The sequence below is a fragment of the Bradyrhizobium retamae genome, assembly GCF_001440415.1.
Classification (GTDB): Bacteria; Pseudomonadota; Alphaproteobacteria; order Rhizobiales; family Xanthobacteraceae; genus Bradyrhizobium; species Bradyrhizobium retamae.
The window spans coordinates 1-19,165 of record NZ_LLYA01000203.1; the positions used below are offsets into that span (position 1 = coordinate 1).

Consider the following 19,165-nt stretch of genomic DNA (forward strand, 5'->3'; position numbering starts at 1 on the left):
ATAGCTTGAATCACAACCAAGCCCGGATGAGAATCCTGAATCCCAACAGACCCTAGAACGACGGCAGTCTCGGAATGAGCCATTTCGCGGCGAATGTCGTGTAGAGGCGAATCTTAAGCGGCTCGGCTTTTCCGGTGGCCGTGATGCTGGCGGTCGCGTTGGCGATGATCCGGAAGGCCGGAGCGATCTGGCGCTGAAATTCCTCCCCCTCCGACGTGAGGCGCAGTCCGTGCTTGTCGCGCTCGAACAGCCGTACGCCGAGAAAGCTCTCGAGCGTGTTGATCTGCCGACTGATCGCCGGCTGCGTAACCCGGAGCTCTGCCGCCGCGCTTGTGAAATTCAGATGCCGGGCGGCGACGTCGAAGACGTGCAGCGGGTTCAGGGGAGGCAGCATGGACCAACCATAACATTAAGTAATAGACCTATAACCGATGTTCAGTTGCAGGTCAAAGCCCGGGTTGGGAAACAGGGCGCACATTCCAGCAGGTGCGCCAGACAGATGAATTTCGAACTGAACGAAGAGCAGCAGGCATTCGCCGACTCGGTCCGCCGTTTCGCCGAGGCCAATCTGAAGGATGGCGCTCTGGAACGTGCGCACGATCCGCAATTCCCTCGCGATGTGGCGCAGCTGCTCGGCAAGCAGGGTTTGATGGGAATCGCGTTCGACCCCGAGGACGGTGGGCAGGGTGGCACACTGTTCGACAGTGTGATCGCCATCGAGCAGATCGCGTCCGTGTGTCCGCGCAGCGCGGACGTGGTGCAGGCCGGCAACTTCGGTCCGATCCGCACGTTCGTGGAATACGCGACGCCGGAGCAAAAGGAGCGGTGGCTTCCTGATCTTCTCGCCGGCAACATCTGCATCAGCCTTGGCATGAGCGAGTCCGACGCGGGATCCGCCGTCACCGAACTGAAGACCTCTGCGACCCCGGACGGCGACGACTACCTCATCAACGGCAGCAAGGTGTTCGGTACCCACAGTCCTGATGCCGCGATCTATCTCGTCTACGTGCGGTTCGGGCCCGGCGTGAACGGCATCGGCTCCGTCATCATCGAACGGGATGCGCCGGGCTTCACCATCGGCAAGCCGACGCCGTTCATGAGCGGCGAGCAGTGGAGCCAGCTCTATTTCGAGAACTGCCGCATCCCGGGGAAGAACGTGCTGCTAGGCCCGGGCGGGTTCAAGAAGCAGATCTCCGGCTTCAACGTGGAGCGCCTCGGCAATTCTTCGCGCGCCCTTGCGGTGGGCCGCTACGCCTTCAACCTTGCCCGCGAGCATGCGTTGATCCGGAAGCAGTTCGGTCGCGCGCTGTGCGAATTCCAGGGTCTGCAGTGGAAGTTCGCCGACATGACGCTGAAGCTGGAATCCGCCCAGATGCTGCTGTACCGCGCCGCCAGCGTCACCGAAGGACTGCCGTCGCCCTATCAGACGGCGATCGCCAAGCTTGCCTGCAATCAGGCCGGTTTCGACGTCGCAAACGAGGCCGTCCAGATCATGGGCGGTCTCGGCTACAGCCAGGATTCGCTCGCCGAATACTGCATGCGCCGGACACGCGGCTGGATGATCGCCGGCGGCTCGACCGAGATCCTCAAGAACCGTATCGCGGAGGACGTGTTCGAACGTCGCTTCGACCAACGTGGACAGGCAGCACGTGCAAGCTGACATGAAAAGACCGTCGCTCGGACAGGCGCTGCTCGCCCCGCGCAGCATCGCGCTCGTCGGCGCGTCCGACGACGTCTCGAAGACGTCGGCGCGTCCGCTGCGGTATCTGCGGAGCGCCGGATACGAAGGCACGATCTATCCGATCAATCCGCGTCGCGCGACGGTCCTGGGCGAACAGGCATGGCCGTCGCTGGCCGACCTGCCGTCGGCGCCGGACCACGCCTTCATCCTGACGCCCACCGAGGGAGTGATGGAAGCCGCTTCCGAATGCGCGCGCCTCGGCGTGCCGGTGGCGACGATCCTGGCCTCTGGTTTCTCGGAAGGTGGCGAAGAGGGGCTGAGGCTGGTGGCCGAGCTGCAGAAACTCTGCGCGGAGACCGGGATGCGAATTCTCGGACCATCCAGCCTCGGCGCCATCAACCTGCGCCACAAGACCATCATCACGGCCAACGCCGCGTTCGCCGAGCCCGACCCGCCGACCGGCGGCATCTTCGTCGCGTCGCACAGCGGAAGCCTGCTCGGAGCCCTGATCTCGCGCGGCAAGACCCGCAATGTCGGCTTCGCCGGGCTCGTCTCCGTCGGCAACGAGATCGACCTGTCTCTCGGAGAAATCTGTTCGGCGACGCTCGATGATCCCGAGATCACGGGCTACATACTGTTCCTCGAGAGCATCCGTCATGCACGGGATCTCCGGACCTTCGCGCTCGCCGCCGCCGAACGCGGCAAACCGGTCGTCGCCTACAAGCTCGGCCGTTCCGACGCCGCCGCCGAACTCGCGCTGTCGCACACCGGCGCCCTTGCCGGCGAAGACGATGTCGCTGCCGCCTTCCTGGCCGACTGCGGCATCGCGCGCGTGTTCAATTTCGAGACCCTCCTCGAAACCCTGCCGCTGCTGCAGCGCATGCCCGCGCGCGTAGCGGGCGCTCGCAGCAAGCGCGTTGGTGTCGTCACAACGACCGGGGGCGGGGCGGCCATGGTCGTGGACGAGCTTTCGGTGCGCGGCATCGATGTCGTGAAGCCGAGCGACGAGACGTTTGAGCGGCTCGCCGCGGCGGGCGTCAAGGCCAACCATGAACGCATCACGGACCTCACGCTGGCGGGGACGCGCTACGACATCATGAAGGCCTCGCTGGACATCATGCTGTCCGCGCCGGAATTCGACATCGTGGTCGCGGTCATCGGCTCGTCGGCGCGTTTCAAACCCGAGCTCGCCGTGAAGCCCGCCATCGACAGCGCCGCTTCGTCTAAGCCGTTGGTGACGTTCCTGGTGCCGGACGCTCCAAGTGCGCTGGCCATGCTTACGGCCGCTGGCGTGCCGAACTTCCGGACGCCGGAATCCTGCGCCGACGCTGTCGCTGCCGCGCTGCTGCGGCGCCGGCCGGTGATCGCATCGACCACGCGGCACGATACGACTGTCGCGGCGACCCGGCAGTTGGACGAACTCGCGGCATACGAACTTTTCGAGAAGGTGGGTGTGCCGCACGCGCCGGCTGTGGCGGTCGCGGTGGATGCGGTCACGATCACGCTGCCTTTCGCGTATCCCGTAGCCGTCAAGCTTCTTTCCGCGGAGATCGCCCACAAGACCGAGGTCGGCGGAGTGATCCTCAACGTCCGAACCGAGGCCGAACTCAAGGCGGCGGTGACCAAGATCTCGGACAACGTGAGGTCGCATCGCCCCGACGCGCAGGTGTCGAAGGTGCTCGTACAGCCGATGACTTCGGGTCTCGGCGAGATGCTGCTGGGTTACCGCGTCGATCCGGAGGCCGGTCCGATGGTCCTGCTCGCCGCCGGCGGCATCTACACGGAGATCTACCGCGATCGCAGCATCCGGCTCGCGCCTGTCGACGTGGATGGGGCCCGGAGCATGATCTCCGAGTTGTCGATCACGAAGGTCTTCCAGGGCTTCCGGAACAAGCCTCATGGGGACCTGGAGGCGCTCGCGCATGCCATCGTCGCGATGTCGCAGCTTGCGCATGAGAGCACGGTCGTGGTGGATGCCGAGATCAATCCACTGATCATAAATCGGGTGGGCGAGGGCGTCGTCGCGGTCGACGCGCTGATCGCGATAGCCTGAAGGGAGAAGACGCCATGATCGAAGTCCTGAAGAACAAGGTCAATGCCGACGAGACGCTAGTGAGACGCGGTCGATGGCTGTCGACTACGTTTCTGCTGGAGGTGGGCACGACGGCCTGGCTTATCAACATCGTCGAAGGCCGGGTCGTGTCGATCGTGAAGGGACCGTTCGTCATGCCGTCCTGGACCTTCGCGCTGCGCGCTTCGGAGGACGAGTGGACGAAGTTCTGGAGTCCGCCTCGGCCGGGCTCGCACGATCTGATGGCGCTGATCAAGCGTCGCGTTCTGAAGGCCGAGGGCGACCTCCAGCCGTTCATGGCCAATCTCAGGTACTTCAAGGAAGCGCTTGTCAAGCTGCGCAAGGGAGAGGCCGCATGAGCCCCCGTTTCGAACCCACCATCGGCCGCTATCTCCACCTCGAACTGTTCGAGCGCGAGCACCGCATCTACGTCGAGGAGGCCGGTCAGGGCACGCCGTTGCTGTGCCTGCACACCGCAGGCGCCGACGGGCGGCAGTACCGCGCGCTGATGAACGACGAGCGCGTCACGTTGAAGCACCGCGTCATCGCTTTCGACATGCCCTGGCACGGCAAATCATCGCCACCGGTCGGATGGCACAACGAGGAATACCGGCTCACGTCGGCTCAGTTCACGACCATGATCCTCGAAGTCATGACCGCGCTCGAGCTCGACAAGCCGATCGTGATGGGCTGCTCGATCGGTGGCCGCATCGTCCTGCATCTTGCGCTGGAGCATCCGGAGCGCTTCCGCGCCATCATCGGCCTGCAGGCCGGCGCCCACGTCGACCCGTACTACGACCTGAACTTCCTGCACCGGCCGGACGTGCACGGCGGCGAGACTTGTGCTGCGATCGTGTCGGGCCTCGTCGGACCTGACGCATCTGACGCGCACCGTTGGGAGACGCTCTGGCACTACATGCAGGGCGGTCCCGGCGTGTTCAAGGGCGACCTCTACTTCTACAAGGTCGACGGGGACATCCGCGCCCGGGTGGCGCAGATCGACACGTCGAAGTGCCCGCTATTCCTGTTGTCCGGCGAGTACGACTACTCCTGCGCGCCTGAGGAGACGCTCGCCGTCGCCAACAGCGTCAAGGGCAGCCACGTCACCATCATGAAGGATCTCGGCCATTTTCCGATGAGCGAGGATCCCGACAAGTTTCTGAGCCACCTTCTTCCGGTGCTCGAGAAGATCAACTGAACCAAACTTAACAACAAATCGAAAGGGAAAACGCGCATGAAGATCAACAAGTTGCTAGTCACCGCCGCGGTGCTGTCGTTTGTGACGGCCGCTTCAGCTGAGATCTCCAACGGCACTGTCAAGATCGGCGTGCTCACGGATATGTCCGGCCCCTATGCCGACAATGTCGGTCCTGGTTCGGTTCTGGCTGCGAAGATGGCGGTCGAGGACTACGGTGGGAAGGTCGCTGGAATGCCGATCGAGGTGATCTCGGCCGACCACCAGAACAAGGCGGATATCGGCCTTGCTTTGGCGCGCAAGTGGTACGACACCGAAGGCGTCGACGCGATCACCGAAGTTGTCTCGTCGGGCGTCGCGCTGGCGGTGCAGCAGCTGTCGCGGGAAAAGGACAAGGTGCTTCTGGCAACCGGCCCCGGCACGCCCGATCTCACCGGCAAAGCCTGCTCGCCCAACGGCGTGCACTGGGCATACGACAACTACGCGCTCGCCAACGTCGCGACCGCGCCGCTTGTCCAGAAAAGTCTCAAGAGCTGGTACTTCCTGACTGCGGATTACAGTTTCGGTTTGGCTCTGGAATCCGAGGCGGCCAAGGTCGTAATCGCCAACGGCGGGAAGGTGCTCGGCTCGTCGAAACATCCGCTGAATACGTCGGACTTCTCGTCGTTCCTTTTGCAGGCGCAGGCGTCCAAGGCCCAGGTCGTCGGCCTCGCGAATGCCGGCGCCGACATGATGACCGCCTTGAAGCAGGCCAACGAGTTCGGGCTCACCGCCGGAGGGCAAAGCATAGCCGCCTTGCTGGTGAATCTTCCGGATGTCCACGCGCTCGGCCTCGGCAGCGCCAAGGACCTGATGTTCGCCGACAGCTTCTACTGGGACGCCAACGACAAGACCCGCGAATGGAGCAAGCGCTTCATGGCCCGTTTCAACGGCAAGGCGCCGGGCAGCCTCCAGGCTGCGGTCTACGGCGCGGTGACGCACTACCTGAAGGCCGTCGAAGCTACCAAGAGCGACGTCGGTTCGGTTGTCGTTCCGGAAATGAAGAAGCTACCGATCAACGACTTCTACTCGGCCAACGCTTCCATCCGAGAGGACGGGCGGGTCATCCGCGACATGTACCTGCTGCAGGTCAAGCAGCCCTCGGAGTCCAAGTATCCTTGGGACTACTACAAGATCCTTGACACCATTGCTGGTGAAAAGGCGTTTCGGCCCCTCAAGGACGGCAACTGCCCCTTCGTCAGCGCCGCCAAGTAGGCGGCTGTTGCGGAGGCACCAACACCCGGGCACGGCATCGTCGTGCCCGTTTTTGCTCCCGACGGAGGACGCCTGTGATCGACTATCCTGCGCTCAGGCTTTTCATAGACGGTAAGTGGCGGACGGGCGAAGGCCGCGATACGCAGCCGGTCCTCAATCCGGCGACAGAAGCGGTACTCGGTGAACAGCCGCATGCCGGCGAGGCCGATCTCGACGAGGCTTTGGCGTCGTCCGCGCTTGGCTATGAGCAGTGGCGGAAGGTGCCGCCGCTCGACCGCGGCCGGGTTCTTCTGAAAGCAGCGGCGTTGATCCGGGAACGCAGCGATCATATCGCTGGACTAATCACGCTGGAGCTCGGTAAACCGATTGCCGAATCTCGCCTCGAGGTTGAGACGGCCGCCGGGATGTTCGACTGGAACGCGGAGGAGGGCCGTAGGGCCTATGGTCGCGTGATTCCTTCGCGCAATCGCTCTATCCAGCAGATTGCGGTGCGCGAGCCGCTGGGTCCGATCGCAGCGTTCGCACCCTGGAACGCTCCGGCGATCACTCCCGCCCGCAAGATTTCGAGCGCGCTGGCGGCCGGTTGCTCCGTCATCATCAAGCCTGCCGAAGAGACCCCGGCGACGGTGCTCGCCCTAGCCGAAGCTCTCGCGGATGCAGGCTTGCCAACCGGCGTGCTCAACGTCGTGTTCGGCAATCCCGCACTAGTGTCTGGTAAGCTGCTGGAATCTCCGATCACCCGCGGGTTGACTTTCACGGGCTCCACCCAAGTCGGCAAGCAACTCGGTGCGCTCGCCGTGCAGACGATGAAGAAGATGACGCTCGAACTCGGCGGACACGCGCCAGTGCTCGTGTTCGGCGATGTCGATCCGGAGGCCGCCGCTGCCTCGGCGGTGGCGGCTAAATTTCGCAATTCCGGCCAGGTCTGCACGTCGCCGACGCGTTTCTTCGTGCATGATTCGATCCACGACCGGTTCGCCGCGAAGCTCTCGGAACTCGCCGACAAGATCGTCGTCGGCGACGGTTTCGATGCGGCCGCTGAGATGGGTCCGTTGGCGCATGCGCGGCGCGTGGAATCCATAGAGCGCTTCGTCGAGGATGCGCGGACGCGCAACATAGCGGTGTCGGCGGGCGGCGAACGGTGCGGCAACCGGGGCTTCTTCTACCGCCCGACGGTGCTGTCGAACGCCGACGACGACTGTATGGCGTCCAACGTCGAGCCCTTCGGTCCGCTTGCGACCACCGCTCCGTTCTCGGGATTGGGCGACGCCATTAGACTCGCAAACAGGCTTCCTTTCGGTCTGGCGTCCTACGTGATGACCCATGACATGCGCAACGCTTCCGCGGTCTCCGAAGCGATCCAGAGCGGCAACGTCGTCGTCAACCATTGGCAGGCGTCACTGCCGGAGACCCCCTTCGGCGGCTACAAGGACTCAGGGATCGGCTCCGAAGGCGGGATCGAGGGACTCCAGGAATTTCAGACCGTAAAGTACATCAGCCAGTCGGTGGCCTGAGTCGTGCTTGGACCTTGGCGGACGAAGGGCTTCGATTCGGCGGTCTTCCGGTGGACTGCCCCTGGCATAGGTCATGGCACTAACACCGCTGGCAAACTCACCATCATGCCACTTCGCTCTGGAAATGTCCGCTCTGAGTCACAAGCTGGCGCTCGAGGACACCGAGGACTTCATGAAGGCGCTGGTCGCCGCCAACCCCGACCGGCTGGCCTGGGGCAGCGACCGGCCGCATGTCGCTACACGCCGAAGACGCCGTTCCGAAGGAGTCCGTGCTGATGGATCTGTTCAGGCGCTGCGTGCCCGACAAGGCCGTCCGCAGGAAAATCCTGATCGACAATCCGGTCCGGCTCTACGGCTTCTGAGAGCCAGAGGCCGCGAAGGAATCACGCTGGGCTCGCCACGGCGGGACTCTTGGGCCGTAGGGCCGCTGTCGAACTTGCCGTTGCGATGAGCACGTCGTTGGCGTCTCGCAGCTCGGCCTCCAGGAAGCCGATGCTACGGCCCTGTCGAACGACCTTGCCATAAGTGCGGTACAGGCCGGGATGCGCCGGAAGCAGGAATGCGACCTTGATCTCCAGGCTCGCGACCGTAATCAGGTATTCTCCGCGCAGCAGGCTCGCGGTCGCCATCGCCGCATCGAGCCAGCCCGTGACGATTCCACCCTGCACGATGCCGCCCTTGGGATGCCCTTCGGTGGAATGGCAATGCCGAGGCTCGGCATGCCATTCGACCACGACGCGATCGCGCGTCGGATCGTAGGCGACGGCGCCGACGCCGAGCAACTCCCACGCCGCCGGCCGTCGCGCCACGGTGTGCTTGATCAAGTCTTCGTAGGACATGTCTGGTGATGGCTCGCAATTGCTGGATGTTCACGAGGCGAGCCACAGCACGCCTCGCAAACAAGCCAGTAGCCCATTTGGGGCGGGACCGCGCTGAAGTCGGATCGACGCCGAGCTTCTGTGCCGCATCCATTGCCCAGTTCGGGTTAGATGAACTCTCGGCCGACGGCGACGAGGTCTGCCTTCTTGTCCTAAAGGATCGCTTCGGCTTTGGCTCGTCCATGAGGGCCTGGAGATCAGGACTTCTTCATCAGTGAGCACCTGCTTTGTGCGCGAAGAATATTGGCATCTTCGGCCGGGACGGTTGCGACCACGTCATAGAAGTCCCACGGTCCCTTCGACTGCTCCACCGTCTTTGCGCGCAGTAGATAGTAATCGTGGATGTGCATGCCGTCCTCGCGAACGTAACCCCTCTCCGAGAAGAAGTCATTCACGGGCATGGAACGGAATTTCGTCAGCACGGCAGCCGTGTCGAGCGTGCCAGCAGCTTCAACGGCCTTCAAGTAGTGCATGGTTGCCGAGTACATTCCGGCCTGGACCATCGTGGGCATGCGGCCGACCTTGTCGAAGAAGCGTTTCCCGAACGCGCGCGAGCCGTCGTTCCGATTCCAGTAGAAGGCCTCCGAGGTGTACAGCCCCTGCAGGTTGGGGAGGCCCACCGACTTGGCATCCGTGATCTGGAACAGCAGGGCGGCGACTCGCATCTTGCTCTTCTGGCCGAGCAGGCCGAACTCGTGAGCTTGCAACAGCGAGTTGGTGGTGTCACCGCCGGCATTGGCGAGAGCCAGCACGTTGGCGCTCGAGTTCTGGGCCTGCAGCAGAAACGACGAGAAATCGCTGGTGTTGAAGGGGTGCCGCACCGAGCCGGCTACCTTGCCGCCGGATTCCTTGAGCACGGCAGACGCATCGGACTCGAAGGCTTGTCCGAAGGCATAATCGGCCGTCAGGAAGTACCATTCATTGCCGCCTTGGCCCATCAGCGCCTTCGCTGTGCTGCGCGCCAGCGTGTAGGTGTTGTAGGTCCACTGGAATGTGTTGGGCGAGCATTTCTCGTTTGTGATGGCGGATGCGCCGGCCGACGACACGATCATCACCTTGTTCTTGTCCCGGACCAGATCGGCCAAAGCCAACGCGACTGCGGAGTTTCCGATATCGAGAATGACATCCACGCCTTCCGTGTCGATCCATCGCCTCGCAATGCCAGAGGCGATATCAGTCTTGTTCTGGTGGTCGGCGAATACGAGTTCGATCGGGTGGCCCAGCAGCTTGCCGCCGAAGTCGGCGATCGCCATCTTTGCGACTTCAACGGCGGCAGGACCCGCGGCATCCGCATACTGGCCCGACTGATCGTTGAGCACGCCGAGCTTGACCTGCTTCGACGCAGGCGCCTGCGCATGAGCCGAAGCAAGACTCAGGAAGACCATCGACGCGGCCAGCACATTTCTCATTTTTCACTCCCTTTGGAAAATTTGATGCTTGAAGTCAGGATTGATCTTGCGACTCTATCCGAGCGGGTGAGGCTCTATTCGGCCGCCTCGCGGTATCGCTCCACCCCGTCCAGGCTTTCGCCATTGGCACGAAGGGCGCCGCCCCATTTGGCAAGCCACCAGCCATATTGCTCGGGCCACTTCTCGAAATTGCCGGTCAGCCCGAAATGCTCTGCGGCGTGAAGCGCCCAGAACGGATCGTAGAGCATCTGGCGCGCCAGGAAGATCAGGTCGGCGCGGCCATCCTGCAGAATCGTCTCGGCGAGGTCAGGCGTGCGGATCATGCCGACCGCGCCCGTGGCGATGCCGGCCTCGTGGCGAATCCGTTCGGCGAACGGCACCTGGTAGCCGGGGCCGCGGCCGAGATTGGCGTTGGTCGATCCGGCGCGCAGGTTGCCGCCGGTCGAACAGTCGACGAGATCGACGCCGAGTTCCTTCAATTTGCGGGAGAAGATGATGCTGTCTTCGATCTCCCATCCGCCGTCGATCCAGTCCGTGGCCGAGATGCGCACGAACAGCGGCGTGGCCGAGGGCAGCGCGGCTCTCACGGCGCGCGTCACCTCGAGCGGAAAGCGCATCCGGCTTTCCAGGCTGCCGCCATATTCGTCGGTGCGGAAATTGGCGAGCGGCGAGAGGAAGGATTGCAACAGATAGCCGTGGGCCATGTGCAGTTCGATGACGTCGAACCCGGCCAGCACCGCGCGGCGCGCCGTCGCAACGAAGGCATCGCGCACGCCGATCAGGCCTTCCTTGCTGAGTGGAACGGGGGTCTGAAAACCGTCGGAGAACGGGACATCCGACGGGCCTGAAGGTACCCAGCTCTCTTCTCCCATTTCGATATCGCGATCCGTCAGATGGCTGTTGCCCCTGAACGCGCGCTGCTGGCTGGATTTCCTTCCCCCGTGATTGATCTGGATCGCGGCTTTGGCACCGTGCGATTTGATGACATGGACGACCTGGCGCATGCCGTCGATCTGGCCGTCTTCCCACAGGCCGGGATCGCCATTGGTAATGCGCCCCTTTCGGCTGATCGAGGTCTGCTCGACGAAGACGAGCCCAGCCCCGCCCATGGCGAACTTGCCGTAGTGGACCAGATGGAACGGCGTGACGTAGCCGTTCTCGGCCGAATACATCCCCATCGGCGAGACGACGATCCGGTTGCTGAACTCGACGCCGCGGAATGCAATGCTTTCAAACAACTTGACCATCTTGAGCTTCCTCAGCTAGCGGACCTGAAAATTTGTGGATCGATGTTCGGCATGGGCTTGCTCAGGCCTGTGCGATGGCGCCCGCGTGGCGGAGCGCATCGATCTCGCCACTGGACAGGCCGAGATATTCCGACAGCACCTCGCCATTGTGCTGTCCGAGGCGCGCGGACGGGATGTATTCCGGCACGGCCGCATCGTGCAGCAGCAGCGGACTGCGATGAACGAGAATGTCGCCATATTCCGGATGCTCGATCTCGCGCAACATGCCCCGGGCGTGGAGATGATTGTCCTCAATCACCTCGCGCAAGTCGCGAACCGCGGCGCAGGGCACCCGGTTGGCACGGCAAAGGTCCGTGATCTCACGCCGCATCAGCTGCGACGACCACTCGGAGACGATCTGATCCGTCAGATCGATGTGCTTGATGCGGTCAAGGACCGTCCTGAAGCGTGCATCGTCGGCCAGTTCCGGCCGGCCCATCGCGCGCGTCAATCCGGTCCAATGCGATTCGTTGACGCTGATGATGGCGACATGCCCGTCGGAGGCGGGATAGACATTATAGGGCGCCTCCGCGAGGCCGCCGTGACGGTTGCCCGTGCGAGGGGCTGCCGCTTTTCGGTTGAAGATATCGGCCAAATTTGAGGCCATCGCAGGATAGACGGTCTCGACCATCGCGATCTCGACCAGCCGGCCGCGGCCGCTTTTCTCCCGATCGTAAAGCGCGGTGAGAATACCAGCATAGAGATGAACGCCGCTGATGAAATCGGTGATGGCCGGCCCGGCCTTGACCGGAGGACCATCGGCAAAGCCGGTCACGCTCATGATGCCCGACGCCGCCTGGACCGTCAGGTCCATCGCCAGATTATCCCGGTCGGGGCCCGACAGGCCGTAGCCGGTGGCCGAGCCGTAGATAAGGCGCGGATTGATGGCGCTGAGCGCGGCATAGCCGACGCCCAACCGGTCGAGCACATCAGGTGCGTAGTTCTCGATCAGCACGTCGGCCTTTGCCGCGAGTTCTTTCAGGACTTTCATGCCTTCCGGCGATTTCAGGTTCAGGCTGATATTGCGCTTGTTGGCATTGAGCATTGCGAACGGGACGGCATTGCCCTTGCTGATACGGGCGCGATGCCGCACCGGTTCGCCGTTCGGCGGCTCGACCTTAATGACGGTCGCGCCGGCCTGCGCCATCAGGAAGCCGGCATAGGGTCCCTGGTACACCTGGCCGAGATCGAGAACGATGACGCCTTCAAGCGGCAGTTTCTTGTTGTTGTCCAATTTCTTGTTGTTCAAGGCTTACTCGGTCATGTCAGAAATTATAGAGCCGCGCCGGATTGGCGATCAGGATCTTGCGACGAGTGGCCTCGTCCGGGACGCATTCGTGCAGCAAGCGAAGCAGAACTTGATGATCGGGCCTCGTCTCGGCGCTGTGGCCGACATGCGGCCAATCGCTGCCCCACACCACCTGATCAGGCGCCGCCTGAACGATGGCGCGCATGAAGGGCGCGGTGTCCGCGTAAGGACTGCCGATACGCGTGTTGCGGTCGGCCCCTGAAATCTTGGTCCAGTAGCGGCCGGTCTTCAGCCGTTCCGTGAAAGCGCGAAAGTCGGGATGTTCGTGGCCCTTGTCGGCCATGGTCCGCGACATGTGGTCGATGACAAAATTCAGCGGAAGCTTTTCGAGTTCGGCCGCAGCGGCCGCGAGATCCGAGCTTTCGATCCAGAGCTGGGCATGCCAACCGCGCTCCGCGATGCGCGGCGCGAGCTTGACCAGATCGTCGTAGCTGGTGCCGAGCGTCGAGACCGGCTTGCCATCCTGCCGGATCATGGTGACGCGCACCGCCTTGAAACCGGCATCGGTGAGTTCATCGAGCCGGCGATCGGAGACGTCGGGCTTCAAGATCGCAACAGCGCGCAGCCTGTCAGGGTAGCGACGCAACGCGTCATAGGTGACGGCGTTGTCTTCTCCCGAGCCCACCGCGTGGACGATCACGCCGCGGGTGACGCCGAGCCTGTTCCAGAGCGCGAAAGCGTCCTCGATCGTGAACGGCCGCGCGGCCGTGAAGCGCCCCTCGGTTGCGGGCGGGAAGCGATCGAAGGGGCCGTAGATATGGAAATGACAATCGCAGCCACCCTCGGGCAAACGGATTTCCGACTGCATAACGCCTCCCTGTCATCCCGTTTGTTTTCTTGAACGGCTGCTGCACGAACGCGCGACAGCCATTGAGCGAGGAGACTATGCGGGGCTTCTTTCGGAGTCTATCCTGTTACTTATATGTAGTTCTATTTCTATGTATGTGTAAAATAAGGAAAGCCTTAACGGCTATGAGTTAAATCTTGGCCAACGATGGGTTTGACGTCGCCGAAGACACGCCTTATGGTCCAAACATCCATTACACATATATGTAAATGTCGTCAGAAGCGATCAAATCGGCCAGACGCATCTTCGAAGTCCTTGAGTATTTCGAGGATGTGAAACGGCCCGTTTCGCTGAAGGAGGTCGCAACGAAGTGCGACTATCCGACGTCCAGCGCCGCCGCCCTGCTGAAGAGCATGGCGATGCTGGGGTACCTGTTTTACGACAGCTACAATCGCACCTACATGCCGACGATGCGCATCGCCCAGATGGGCCGGTGGCTGGATGCCGGGCTGTTCGGCGACAGTGCCATCCTTGCGCTGGTCGACTTCGTTCACAAGGAACTGGACGAACTCGTCAACATCAGCACGCAGTCCGATTTGCACGCGCAGTACATTCACTGCCTGCAAACCAGCAAGCGCCTGCGCTTTGAAGTAAAGCCCGGCGAAGTCCGCCCGCTGGCGATCAGCGGCATTGGCCGCACCTTGCTCAGCGGCCATACCGACGTCGAGATCGCCCGGCTGCTGCGCCGTATCAATGCCGTCTGCCCGCCGGAAGAACACATGGAGCTGAATGCTCTGATGAAGATCGTCAACGGCATCCGGCGCGACGGCTATATGTTCTCAAAGCATATCGTCGTCCAGGACGCCGGCGTGATCGCCGTCCTGCTGCCCAAGCGCGATTTCGGACGCGACCTCGTGCTCGGCGTCGGCGGGCCGGTGTCTCGTCTTGAGGAACGGCAGGACGAAATCCTCGCTTGTATCCGAGAAGCTATCGCCAGATTCCTGCCGTGACCCGACACCTTTGATAAGAAAGAGCTGGATCCAAACCCGCAGATAAAAGCCGGTCGGCTTTATGACCGATTGCGCCGGGAGGGAAGCACCATTTGCACATCGAGTCAGGTTTGGGTCTTGGTTGTGTGCAAAACAGATGGGCCGGTCCGCGATGTGGTCGCCAATCCCTGTAGGCGGCCGATGTCTCGCGTCGGATCGTCTAATGACCGGTTAAGGTAAGTATCGCGACGCGGTATTGCGCTTTTGGAGGGACTTTCTGGCCTTCAGGCTGCGCGGGTGGCTGCAATCAGGCTCGGTTTGCCGGCGATGTTCATCACCCGTGTGAGGTTACGGGGATCGTATCATTCCGGTGGATCAAGCCGTCGTTGAAGTATGAACGCGCCTGATTGGCGGGAAGAACAAGGATCGCCGGGACCTCGCGCTCGCCGCGACGGCGCAGGTCCATGGCCTCTACGGTGCAGTGACGCATTATCTCAAAGCAGTAGAAGTACGCTGATCCAGTTGGACGAGCTGGGCTGTGCATGTCTGCGGTCCGGGTGGTCCGTTACCTTGCGCCGCGGCAACCCGCCTGCTCGCGATCATCGTAAGAATTTCTCGCAGCACTCACAGAAGTCGTGGCTCTATGCGGAGATCAATTACGACATATACGTTAGCGGAAATGAGCTGTTCCTGACAATGACGATGCGATTCGAAAGTCAGAGGAAAGCCCCGTCAATGGGCAGCGCAACGCCGGAGATGTAGCTTGCATCATCGGAAGCGAGAAACTCAATGGCTGCGGCGACCTCGTCTGCCGTGGCTGGTCGCTTGAACGGAGAAAGGCTGAGCTGTCTCTCGCGAGCCTCAGCCGACATCGCCATGAAGGCAAGATAAGCTGCCTGATTCGAATTCGGAGCGATTGTGAGCCAGGGAAGAATGGCATTGACGGTGATTCCCTCCGAACCAAGGTCTTTGGCCAGTTGTGAAGTGAAGCCAAGCACGCCGGCTTTCGCAGCTGCATAGGGCAGGCGCGCGGCAGAAGTATCTTGGGATCCCGTTCGACCTCTCGCGAGAGTGGAAGAAGTGTTGATGATGCGCCCAAATTTCTGCTCGCGCATCATCGGTACGACGAATTTGCAGAACATAAACGTACTGCGGAGATTGGCGTTCATAACGCGATCCCAATCTTCACCCGAAAAATCCTCAACCCTGCCGCCTTTTACTCCTACCGATCCGCCGGCAATATTGGCAAGAATGTCGATTCGACCGAATTCGCCTTTCGCGCTTGAGACCGCCCCTTCAACGGCCTTGTCGTCCGTGATATCGCAAACGAAAAAGCTCGTCCGAACCGTCTTGGAAAGTTCTTGCGCGATTGTTTGTAAGGCTTCGCCTTGCCTATCCACCAGAAGGAGGTTGACGTTCTTCGCGGCGAGACGTCGGGCACAGGCGGCGCCGATGCCGCTGGCCGATCCAGTGATCAAAGCTACACGCTGAACTGCGCTCATGTTTCCTATCTCATACATTTGTTTTTGCCGGCCCCTAATGCACGGCCGAATTCATTGCCATCGCGGACAGATACTCGGAATGTTTGCCAGCATCGCAAATTCCTTCTGTTTAGTCCGACATGTCATTTTGGAATAGGACACGATCAAGCTGACTAGCCTGACGACCCGTGTACCACTTCAACGATCGTAAGTTGAAGAACCCACTATGTAAATTTGATGGTTACACAGCGATCCGAGAGTCGGTCCGCAAAGCGACGACACGCTGAAGGCTGCGGAGAAATATACCTGATAGCGGCCACGCTCTCGCGGCGATACCAGATCCGACACGGTCGACATCGCCACCGCGCGCAGACCGCCCGCGCCCAATCCCTGAACGATGCGGCAGGCGATCAGCGCCTGCATCGACATGAGATCGCGCAAAGGATCGACCCGCTGACGTAAAGCAGGCTGAGAATCAGCAATAGCCTGCGCCGGCCAAAGAGGTCGCTGAGTCTGCCGGCAATGGGGATCGCAACGATCGAGGAGATTAGATAGCCGCTGACGAGCCAGCTGGCCACGGACCAGTTATTGAGGTCCGCGGCGATGCTCGACAGCGAGCCAGCCAAAATGGTCTGGTCGAGGCTCGAGACGAAAACAGCGACGACGAGACCCGAGATTATCAGCCGTATCTCGCCGGGCGTGGACACCCACTTCGCATGTTCGGCGGGAATGGGCTTGGGGTTGCTCAATGATAAACCGAGCCGCCGTCGGCAGAATAGGCGGAGCCGGTCGTGAACGAAGAATCAGGACCCGTGAGGAAGAGGGCGAGCTTGGCGATCTCCTCGACGGTGCCAAAGCGCTTCATGCCCTGCCGTTCGAAATATTGCGCGGTTCTCTGCTTCCGGTCCGTCGATCCCGACAGCGTGCGCTCGACCATCGGGGTATAGATCACTCCCGGGCAAATGGAGTTCGCCCGGATATTGAGGCCGACGAGTTCTGCAGCCAGCACCTTGGTCATCATGACCAGGGCGGCCTTGGATGTGCAATAGGCGCCAAAATTGGGCGTCTGTCTGAAGGCTGCGCCTGAGGCGATGTTGACGATCGTGCCTCGGCCGGCTTTCTTCAACTCGGCTATGACCGCCTTGCAAACGTGAAATGGTCCGTCGAGATTGATCGACATCACGTTCCGCCACTCGTCGTGGGATGTCTCCTCGAGGGATCGCCACAAACTGATCCCAGCGGCATTGACTACGCCGTCGATGCCGCCCATGGATTTCGCTGCCGAGGCGACCGCAGCTTCGACAGCCGAGGGGTCGCGGACGTCCGCTAGTACGGTCGACGACTGACTTCCGATCTGCTGCGCGGCGCGATCGAGTCCCTCTGCAGAGCGATCGAGAAGCGCGACCTGGGCGCCCTCCACCGCAAAACTGCCCGCGATGCCAAGACCAATACCAGACGCCCCCCCTGTGATGAGGATACGTCGCCCCGACAACAGATCAGTCATGTCGTACACTCCCGATTGCCGTCGATCATGACGCCGACCGCGATGCCATCTGGCGATGTCTCCTGCAAATCCACAAGCGTTGTGCGCACGCCGGTCTTCGCGATGCATTTGTCGGCGGTTGAGGCCACCCCTTGGGCAGCTTCCCGTCATCGCGTCCGCCAACGTTGCCTTTTCTTCATGAAAATTGCCTTCGCCTTATGTCGACTTCGGCGAGCGGGTTAAGTACTGCGATCATACGAGGGTTGCGACAAAGTGGCTGCTTCCAAAATGTCATGCTGTCATCGCAATTGGGAAGTTGTTCTGTTGCCCCGACAACGTCAGCTTGCTAACGCGCGACGAGGGTCTGGTCGCGGGGGGCACTGGTGACGGAGCTAGGGTCATGCGACTGAAATTGCTTTTCGCGGCGCTGCTACTTTCGGCGTCCGCTGTCACGCCGGTTGCGGCGCAAGACAAGACGCTTAAGATCGTCCTGGACACCGAGCTGCAGGTGCTGGATCCGATTGCCACCACCTCCTACGTAACCAGAACATTCGCCTACATGGTATTCGACACGCTGGTGTCGATGGACAGCAAGGGCGAGTATCGTCCTCAAATGCTGGAGTCGTGGGAAGTGAGCCCCGACAAGATGTCGTACACATTCAGGCTTCGACCGGGCCTGAAGTGGCACGACGGCACGGACGTGACGGCAGAAGACTGCGTCGCATCGCTCAAGCGCTGGGGGGCCCGTGACGGGCTGGGGCGGCAGATGTTCGCTGCCACCAAGGAAATCAAGGCCGTCGATGCTTCCACCTTCACCCTGGTGCTCAGCAAGCCATTCGGATTGGTGATCGACTCTATCGGTAAGCCGAGCAGCAACGTTCCTGTCATGATGCCTGCGCGGTTGGCCGCTACCGATCCGACCAAGCCGATTCCGGAAGTGATCGGCTCCGGTCCCTTCACGTTCGATTCCAAGAGCTGGCGACCGGGCAATATCGCCGTCTTCCTCAAGTTCAAGGACTACAAGTCCCGCCCGGAGCCCTCCGACGGGCTCGCCGGCGGCAGACTTTGCTGCCGGTCACCTCAGCCGATCGCTTGAAGGTTCGGTGCCGGCATACGGGAACGACGCCGTGAAGTGCATCGTGATTGCGGATGATCATGAAGTCGTGCGTTCCGGGCTTCGCGCGATCGTTGAAGCGCGCTCCAACTGGATCGTAACCGGGGAAGCGACCAATGGCGAGCAGGCCGTCGCGTTGACCCTGGAAACCCGGCCGGACATTGTGATTGCCGACTACTCCATGCCTATCATGAACGGATTGGAGGTGAGTCGCCGCCTCAGGGCGCTCCATCTGCGCACTGAAGTGTTGATCCTGACGATGCACGAAAGCGAGGAACTGCTGACGGAAGCCATTCTGGCGGGCGTCCGTGGCTTCCTGTTCAAGTCGGATGCCCGGAAGCATCTTATTTCTGCGATCGAAGCCTTGCTCGACGGCAGGCCCTACTTCACCAGCGTCCTGCTGGAGAAGCTGCTCCACGACTACCAGGTCAACAAGCAGAATAAATCGGACATGCTGCTGACGTCGCGCGAGCAGAGCGTGGTTCAGTTGATTGCGGAAGGGCACACCAACAGGTCCATCAGCGCAATACTGAAGCTGAGTGTGAAGACCGTCGAAACCCATCGTGCTTCGGCAATGCGCAAGCTCGGCATGTCGTCGACGGCCGAGTTAGTCCGCTATGCCATCCGTAAGAAATTGGTTGCGCCCTGAGATACTCCTCAAGGATTTCCACTATCTTGATCCGGATAGACGGTGTGAAGATCCATAATCTGCTC

The 19,165-nt window shown here is 61.5% G+C and carries 20 protein-coding genes; 10 read left to right on the plus strand and 10 right to left on the minus strand.

The window, feature by feature from the left end; translation table 11 throughout:
• Nucleotides 1-52 precede the first annotated feature (52 nt).
• A complete protein-coding gene (locus CQ13_RS34620; protein WP_057847269.1) occupies nt 53-394 on the minus strand; it encodes a LysR family transcriptional regulator in 342 nt (113 codons plus the stop codon).
• Nucleotides 395-499: 105 nt separating this feature from the next.
• Between CQ13_RS34620 and CQ13_RS34625 the strand changes: the two genes are divergently transcribed.
• From CQ13_RS34625 to CQ13_RS46615, 7 genes are all read left to right on the plus strand, one after another.
• Nucleotides 500-1,660 carry an acyl-CoA dehydrogenase family protein gene (locus CQ13_RS34625; RefSeq protein WP_057847270.1) on the plus strand — a complete coding sequence of 387 codons (1,161 nt, stop codon included), beginning with the start codon at nt 500-502 and terminating at the stop codon, nt 1,658-1,660.
• Between the two features lies 1 nt (nt 1,661).
• Nucleotides 1,662-3,734: an acetate--CoA ligase family protein gene (locus CQ13_RS34630; protein ID WP_057847271.1), complete on the plus strand. Its 2,073-nt coding sequence runs from the start codon at nt 1,662-1,664 to the stop codon at nt 3,732-3,734.
• Between the two features lie 14 nt (nt 3,735-3,748).
• A complete protein-coding gene (locus CQ13_RS34635; RefSeq protein ID WP_057847272.1) occupies nt 3,749-4,111 on the plus strand; it encodes a hypothetical protein in 363 nt (120 codons plus the stop codon).
• The gene (locus tag CQ13_RS34640; protein ID WP_057847273.1) at nt 4,108-4,950 is read left to right on the plus strand and encodes an alpha/beta fold hydrolase; all 843 of its coding nucleotides are present in this window, start codon (nt 4,108-4,110) and stop codon (nt 4,948-4,950) included. Before CQ13_RS34635 ends, CQ13_RS34640 begins: the two co-directional genes overlap by 4 nt.
• Nucleotides 4,951-4,986: 36 nt before the next feature.
• Nucleotides 4,987-6,201 carry an ABC transporter substrate-binding protein gene (locus CQ13_RS34645; RefSeq protein ID WP_057847274.1) on the plus strand — a complete coding sequence of 405 codons (1,215 nt, stop codon included), beginning with the start codon at nt 4,987-4,989 and terminating at the stop codon, nt 6,199-6,201.
• A 74-nt stretch (nt 6,202-6,275) separates the two neighbouring features.
• Nucleotides 6,276-7,715, plus strand: coding sequence for an NAD-dependent succinate-semialdehyde dehydrogenase (locus CQ13_RS34650; protein ID WP_057847275.1), 1,440 nt, complete (start codon nt 6,276-6,278; stop codon nt 7,713-7,715).
• Between the two features lie 230 nt (nt 7,716-7,945).
• Nucleotides 7,946-8,077, plus strand: coding sequence for a hypothetical protein (locus CQ13_RS46615; RefSeq protein WP_283807560.1), 132 nt, complete (start codon nt 7,946-7,948; stop codon nt 8,075-8,077).
• Between the two features lie 21 nt (nt 8,078-8,098).
• Here the strand turns inward: CQ13_RS46615 and CQ13_RS34655 are convergent, their stop codons facing one another.
• From CQ13_RS34655 to CQ13_RS34675, 5 genes are all read right to left on the minus strand, one after another.
• The gene (locus CQ13_RS34655) at nt 8,099-8,554 is read right to left on the minus strand and encodes a PaaI family thioesterase (RefSeq protein WP_057847276.1); all 456 of its coding nucleotides are present in this window, start codon (nt 8,552-8,554) and stop codon (nt 8,099-8,101) included.
• Between the two features lie 236 nt (nt 8,555-8,790).
• Nucleotides 8,791-10,002 (minus strand): ABC transporter substrate-binding protein, encoded by a 1,212-nt coding sequence (locus tag CQ13_RS34660; protein WP_057847277.1) that lies wholly within the window; start codon nt 10,000-10,002, stop codon nt 8,791-8,793.
• 74 nt (nt 10,003-10,076) lie between these two features.
• Complete coding sequence (locus CQ13_RS34665; protein ID WP_057847278.1) at nt 10,077-11,249, minus strand: NADH:flavin oxidoreductase/NADH oxidase; 1,173 nt, start codon at nt 11,247-11,249, stop codon at nt 10,077-10,079.
• Between the two features lie 61 nt (nt 11,250-11,310).
• On the minus strand, nt 11,311-12,537 hold the full coding sequence (locus tag CQ13_RS34670) for a CaiB/BaiF CoA transferase family protein (RefSeq protein ID WP_245309527.1): 1,227 nt from the start codon (nt 12,535-12,537) through the stop codon (nt 11,311-11,313).
• Between the two features lie 16 nt (nt 12,538-12,553).
• The gene (locus CQ13_RS34675; protein ID WP_057847279.1) at nt 12,554-13,405 is read right to left on the minus strand and encodes an amidohydrolase family protein; all 852 of its coding nucleotides are present in this window, start codon (nt 13,403-13,405) and stop codon (nt 12,554-12,556) included.
• A gap of 248 nt (nt 13,406-13,653) precedes the next feature.
• Here CQ13_RS34675 and CQ13_RS34680 point away from each other — a divergent pair, with 248 nt between their 5' ends.
• A complete protein-coding gene (locus CQ13_RS34680) occupies nt 13,654-14,394 on the plus strand; it encodes an IclR family transcriptional regulator (RefSeq protein WP_057847280.1) in 741 nt (246 codons plus the stop codon).
• Nucleotides 14,395-15,089: 695 nt separating this feature from the next.
• On the opposite strand, the gene CQ13_RS34685 is transcribed toward CQ13_RS34680, so the two are convergent.
• From CQ13_RS34685 to CQ13_RS34700, 4 genes are all read right to left on the minus strand, one after another.
• Nucleotides 15,090-15,875, minus strand: coding sequence for an SDR family NAD(P)-dependent oxidoreductase (locus tag CQ13_RS34685; RefSeq protein ID WP_063800224.1), 786 nt, complete (start codon nt 15,873-15,875; stop codon nt 15,090-15,092).
• A gap of 177 nt (nt 15,876-16,052) precedes the next feature.
• Nucleotides 16,053-16,277, minus strand: coding sequence for an MFS transporter (locus CQ13_RS46620; protein WP_197427542.1), 225 nt, complete (start codon nt 16,275-16,277; stop codon nt 16,053-16,055).
• Nucleotides 16,265-16,603: an MFS transporter gene (locus CQ13_RS46625; RefSeq protein WP_057847283.1), complete on the minus strand. Its 339-nt coding sequence runs from the start codon at nt 16,601-16,603 to the stop codon at nt 16,265-16,267. Before CQ13_RS46625 ends, CQ13_RS46620 begins: the two co-directional genes overlap by 13 nt.
• Nucleotides 16,600-17,358: an SDR family NAD(P)-dependent oxidoreductase gene (locus tag CQ13_RS34700; RefSeq protein WP_063800221.1), complete on the minus strand. Its 759-nt coding sequence runs from the start codon at nt 17,356-17,358 to the stop codon at nt 16,600-16,602. Before CQ13_RS34700 ends, CQ13_RS46625 begins: the two co-directional genes overlap by 4 nt.
• Nucleotides 17,359-17,737: 379 nt before the next feature.
• On the opposite strand from CQ13_RS34700, the gene CQ13_RS34705 reads away from it, so the two are divergent.
• Complete coding sequence (locus CQ13_RS34705) at nt 17,738-18,433, plus strand: ABC transporter substrate-binding protein (protein WP_057847285.1); 696 nt, start codon at nt 17,738-17,740, stop codon at nt 18,431-18,433.
• Nucleotides 18,434-18,464: 31 nt separating this feature from the next.
• Nucleotides 18,465-19,100 carry a response regulator gene (locus CQ13_RS34710; protein ID WP_057847467.1) on the plus strand — a complete coding sequence of 212 codons (636 nt, stop codon included), beginning with the start codon at nt 18,465-18,467 and terminating at the stop codon, nt 19,098-19,100.
• Nucleotides 19,101-19,165 lie beyond the last annotated feature (65 nt).

What these genes read in the sequence shown, in the direction of transcription:
- CQ13_RS34620 (WP_057847269.1), bottom strand. Translation starts at nt 394, where the DNA reads ATGCTGCCTCCCCTGAACCCGCTGCACGTCTTCGACGTCGCCGCCCGG.
- CQ13_RS34625 (WP_057847270.1), top strand. Translation starts at nt 500, where the DNA reads ATGAATTTCGAACTGAACGAAGAGCAGCAGGCATTCGCCGACTCGGTC.
- CQ13_RS34630 (WP_057847271.1), top strand. Translation starts at nt 1,662, where the DNA reads ATGAAAAGACCGTCGCTCGGACAGGCGCTGCTCGCCCCGCGCAGCATC.
- CQ13_RS34635 (WP_057847272.1), top strand. Translation starts at nt 3,749, where the DNA reads ATGATCGAAGTCCTGAAGAACAAGGTCAATGCCGACGAGACGCTAGTG.
- CQ13_RS34640 (WP_057847273.1), top strand. Translation starts at nt 4,108, where the DNA reads ATGAGCCCCCGTTTCGAACCCACCATCGGCCGCTATCTCCACCTCGAA.
- CQ13_RS34645 (WP_057847274.1), top strand. Translation starts at nt 4,987, where the DNA reads ATGAAGATCAACAAGTTGCTAGTCACCGCCGCGGTGCTGTCGTTTGTG.
- CQ13_RS46615 (WP_283807560.1), top strand. Translation starts at nt 7,946, where the DNA reads ATGTCGCTACACGCCGAAGACGCCGTTCCGAAGGAGTCCGTGCTGATG.
- CQ13_RS34655 (WP_057847276.1), bottom strand. Translation starts at nt 8,554, where the DNA reads ATGTCCTACGAAGACTTGATCAAGCACACCGTGGCGCGACGGCCGGCG.
- CQ13_RS34660 (WP_057847277.1), bottom strand. Translation starts at nt 10,002, where the DNA reads ATGAGAAATGTGCTGGCCGCGTCGATGGTCTTCCTGAGTCTTGCTTCG.
- CQ13_RS34665 (WP_057847278.1), bottom strand. Translation starts at nt 11,249, where the DNA reads ATGGTCAAGTTGTTTGAAAGCATTGCATTCCGCGGCGTCGAGTTCAGC.
- CQ13_RS34675 (WP_057847279.1), bottom strand. Translation starts at nt 13,405, where the DNA reads ATGCAGTCGGAAATCCGTTTGCCCGAGGGTGGCTGCGATTGTCATTTC.
- CQ13_RS34680 (WP_057847280.1), top strand. Translation starts at nt 13,654, where the DNA reads ATGTCGTCAGAAGCGATCAAATCGGCCAGACGCATCTTCGAAGTCCTT.
- CQ13_RS34685 (WP_063800224.1), bottom strand. Translation starts at nt 15,875, where the DNA reads ATGAGCGCAGTTCAGCGTGTAGCTTTGATCACTGGATCGGCCAGCGGC.
- CQ13_RS46620 (WP_197427542.1), bottom strand. Translation starts at nt 16,277, where the DNA reads ATGCAGGCGCTGATCGCCTGCCGCATCGTTCAGGGATTGGGCGCGGGC.
- CQ13_RS34700 (WP_063800221.1), bottom strand. Translation starts at nt 17,358, where the DNA reads ATGACTGATCTGTTGTCGGGGCGACGTATCCTCATCACAGGGGGGGCG.
- CQ13_RS34705 (WP_057847285.1), top strand. Translation starts at nt 17,738, where the DNA reads ATGCGACTGAAATTGCTTTTCGCGGCGCTGCTACTTTCGGCGTCCGCT.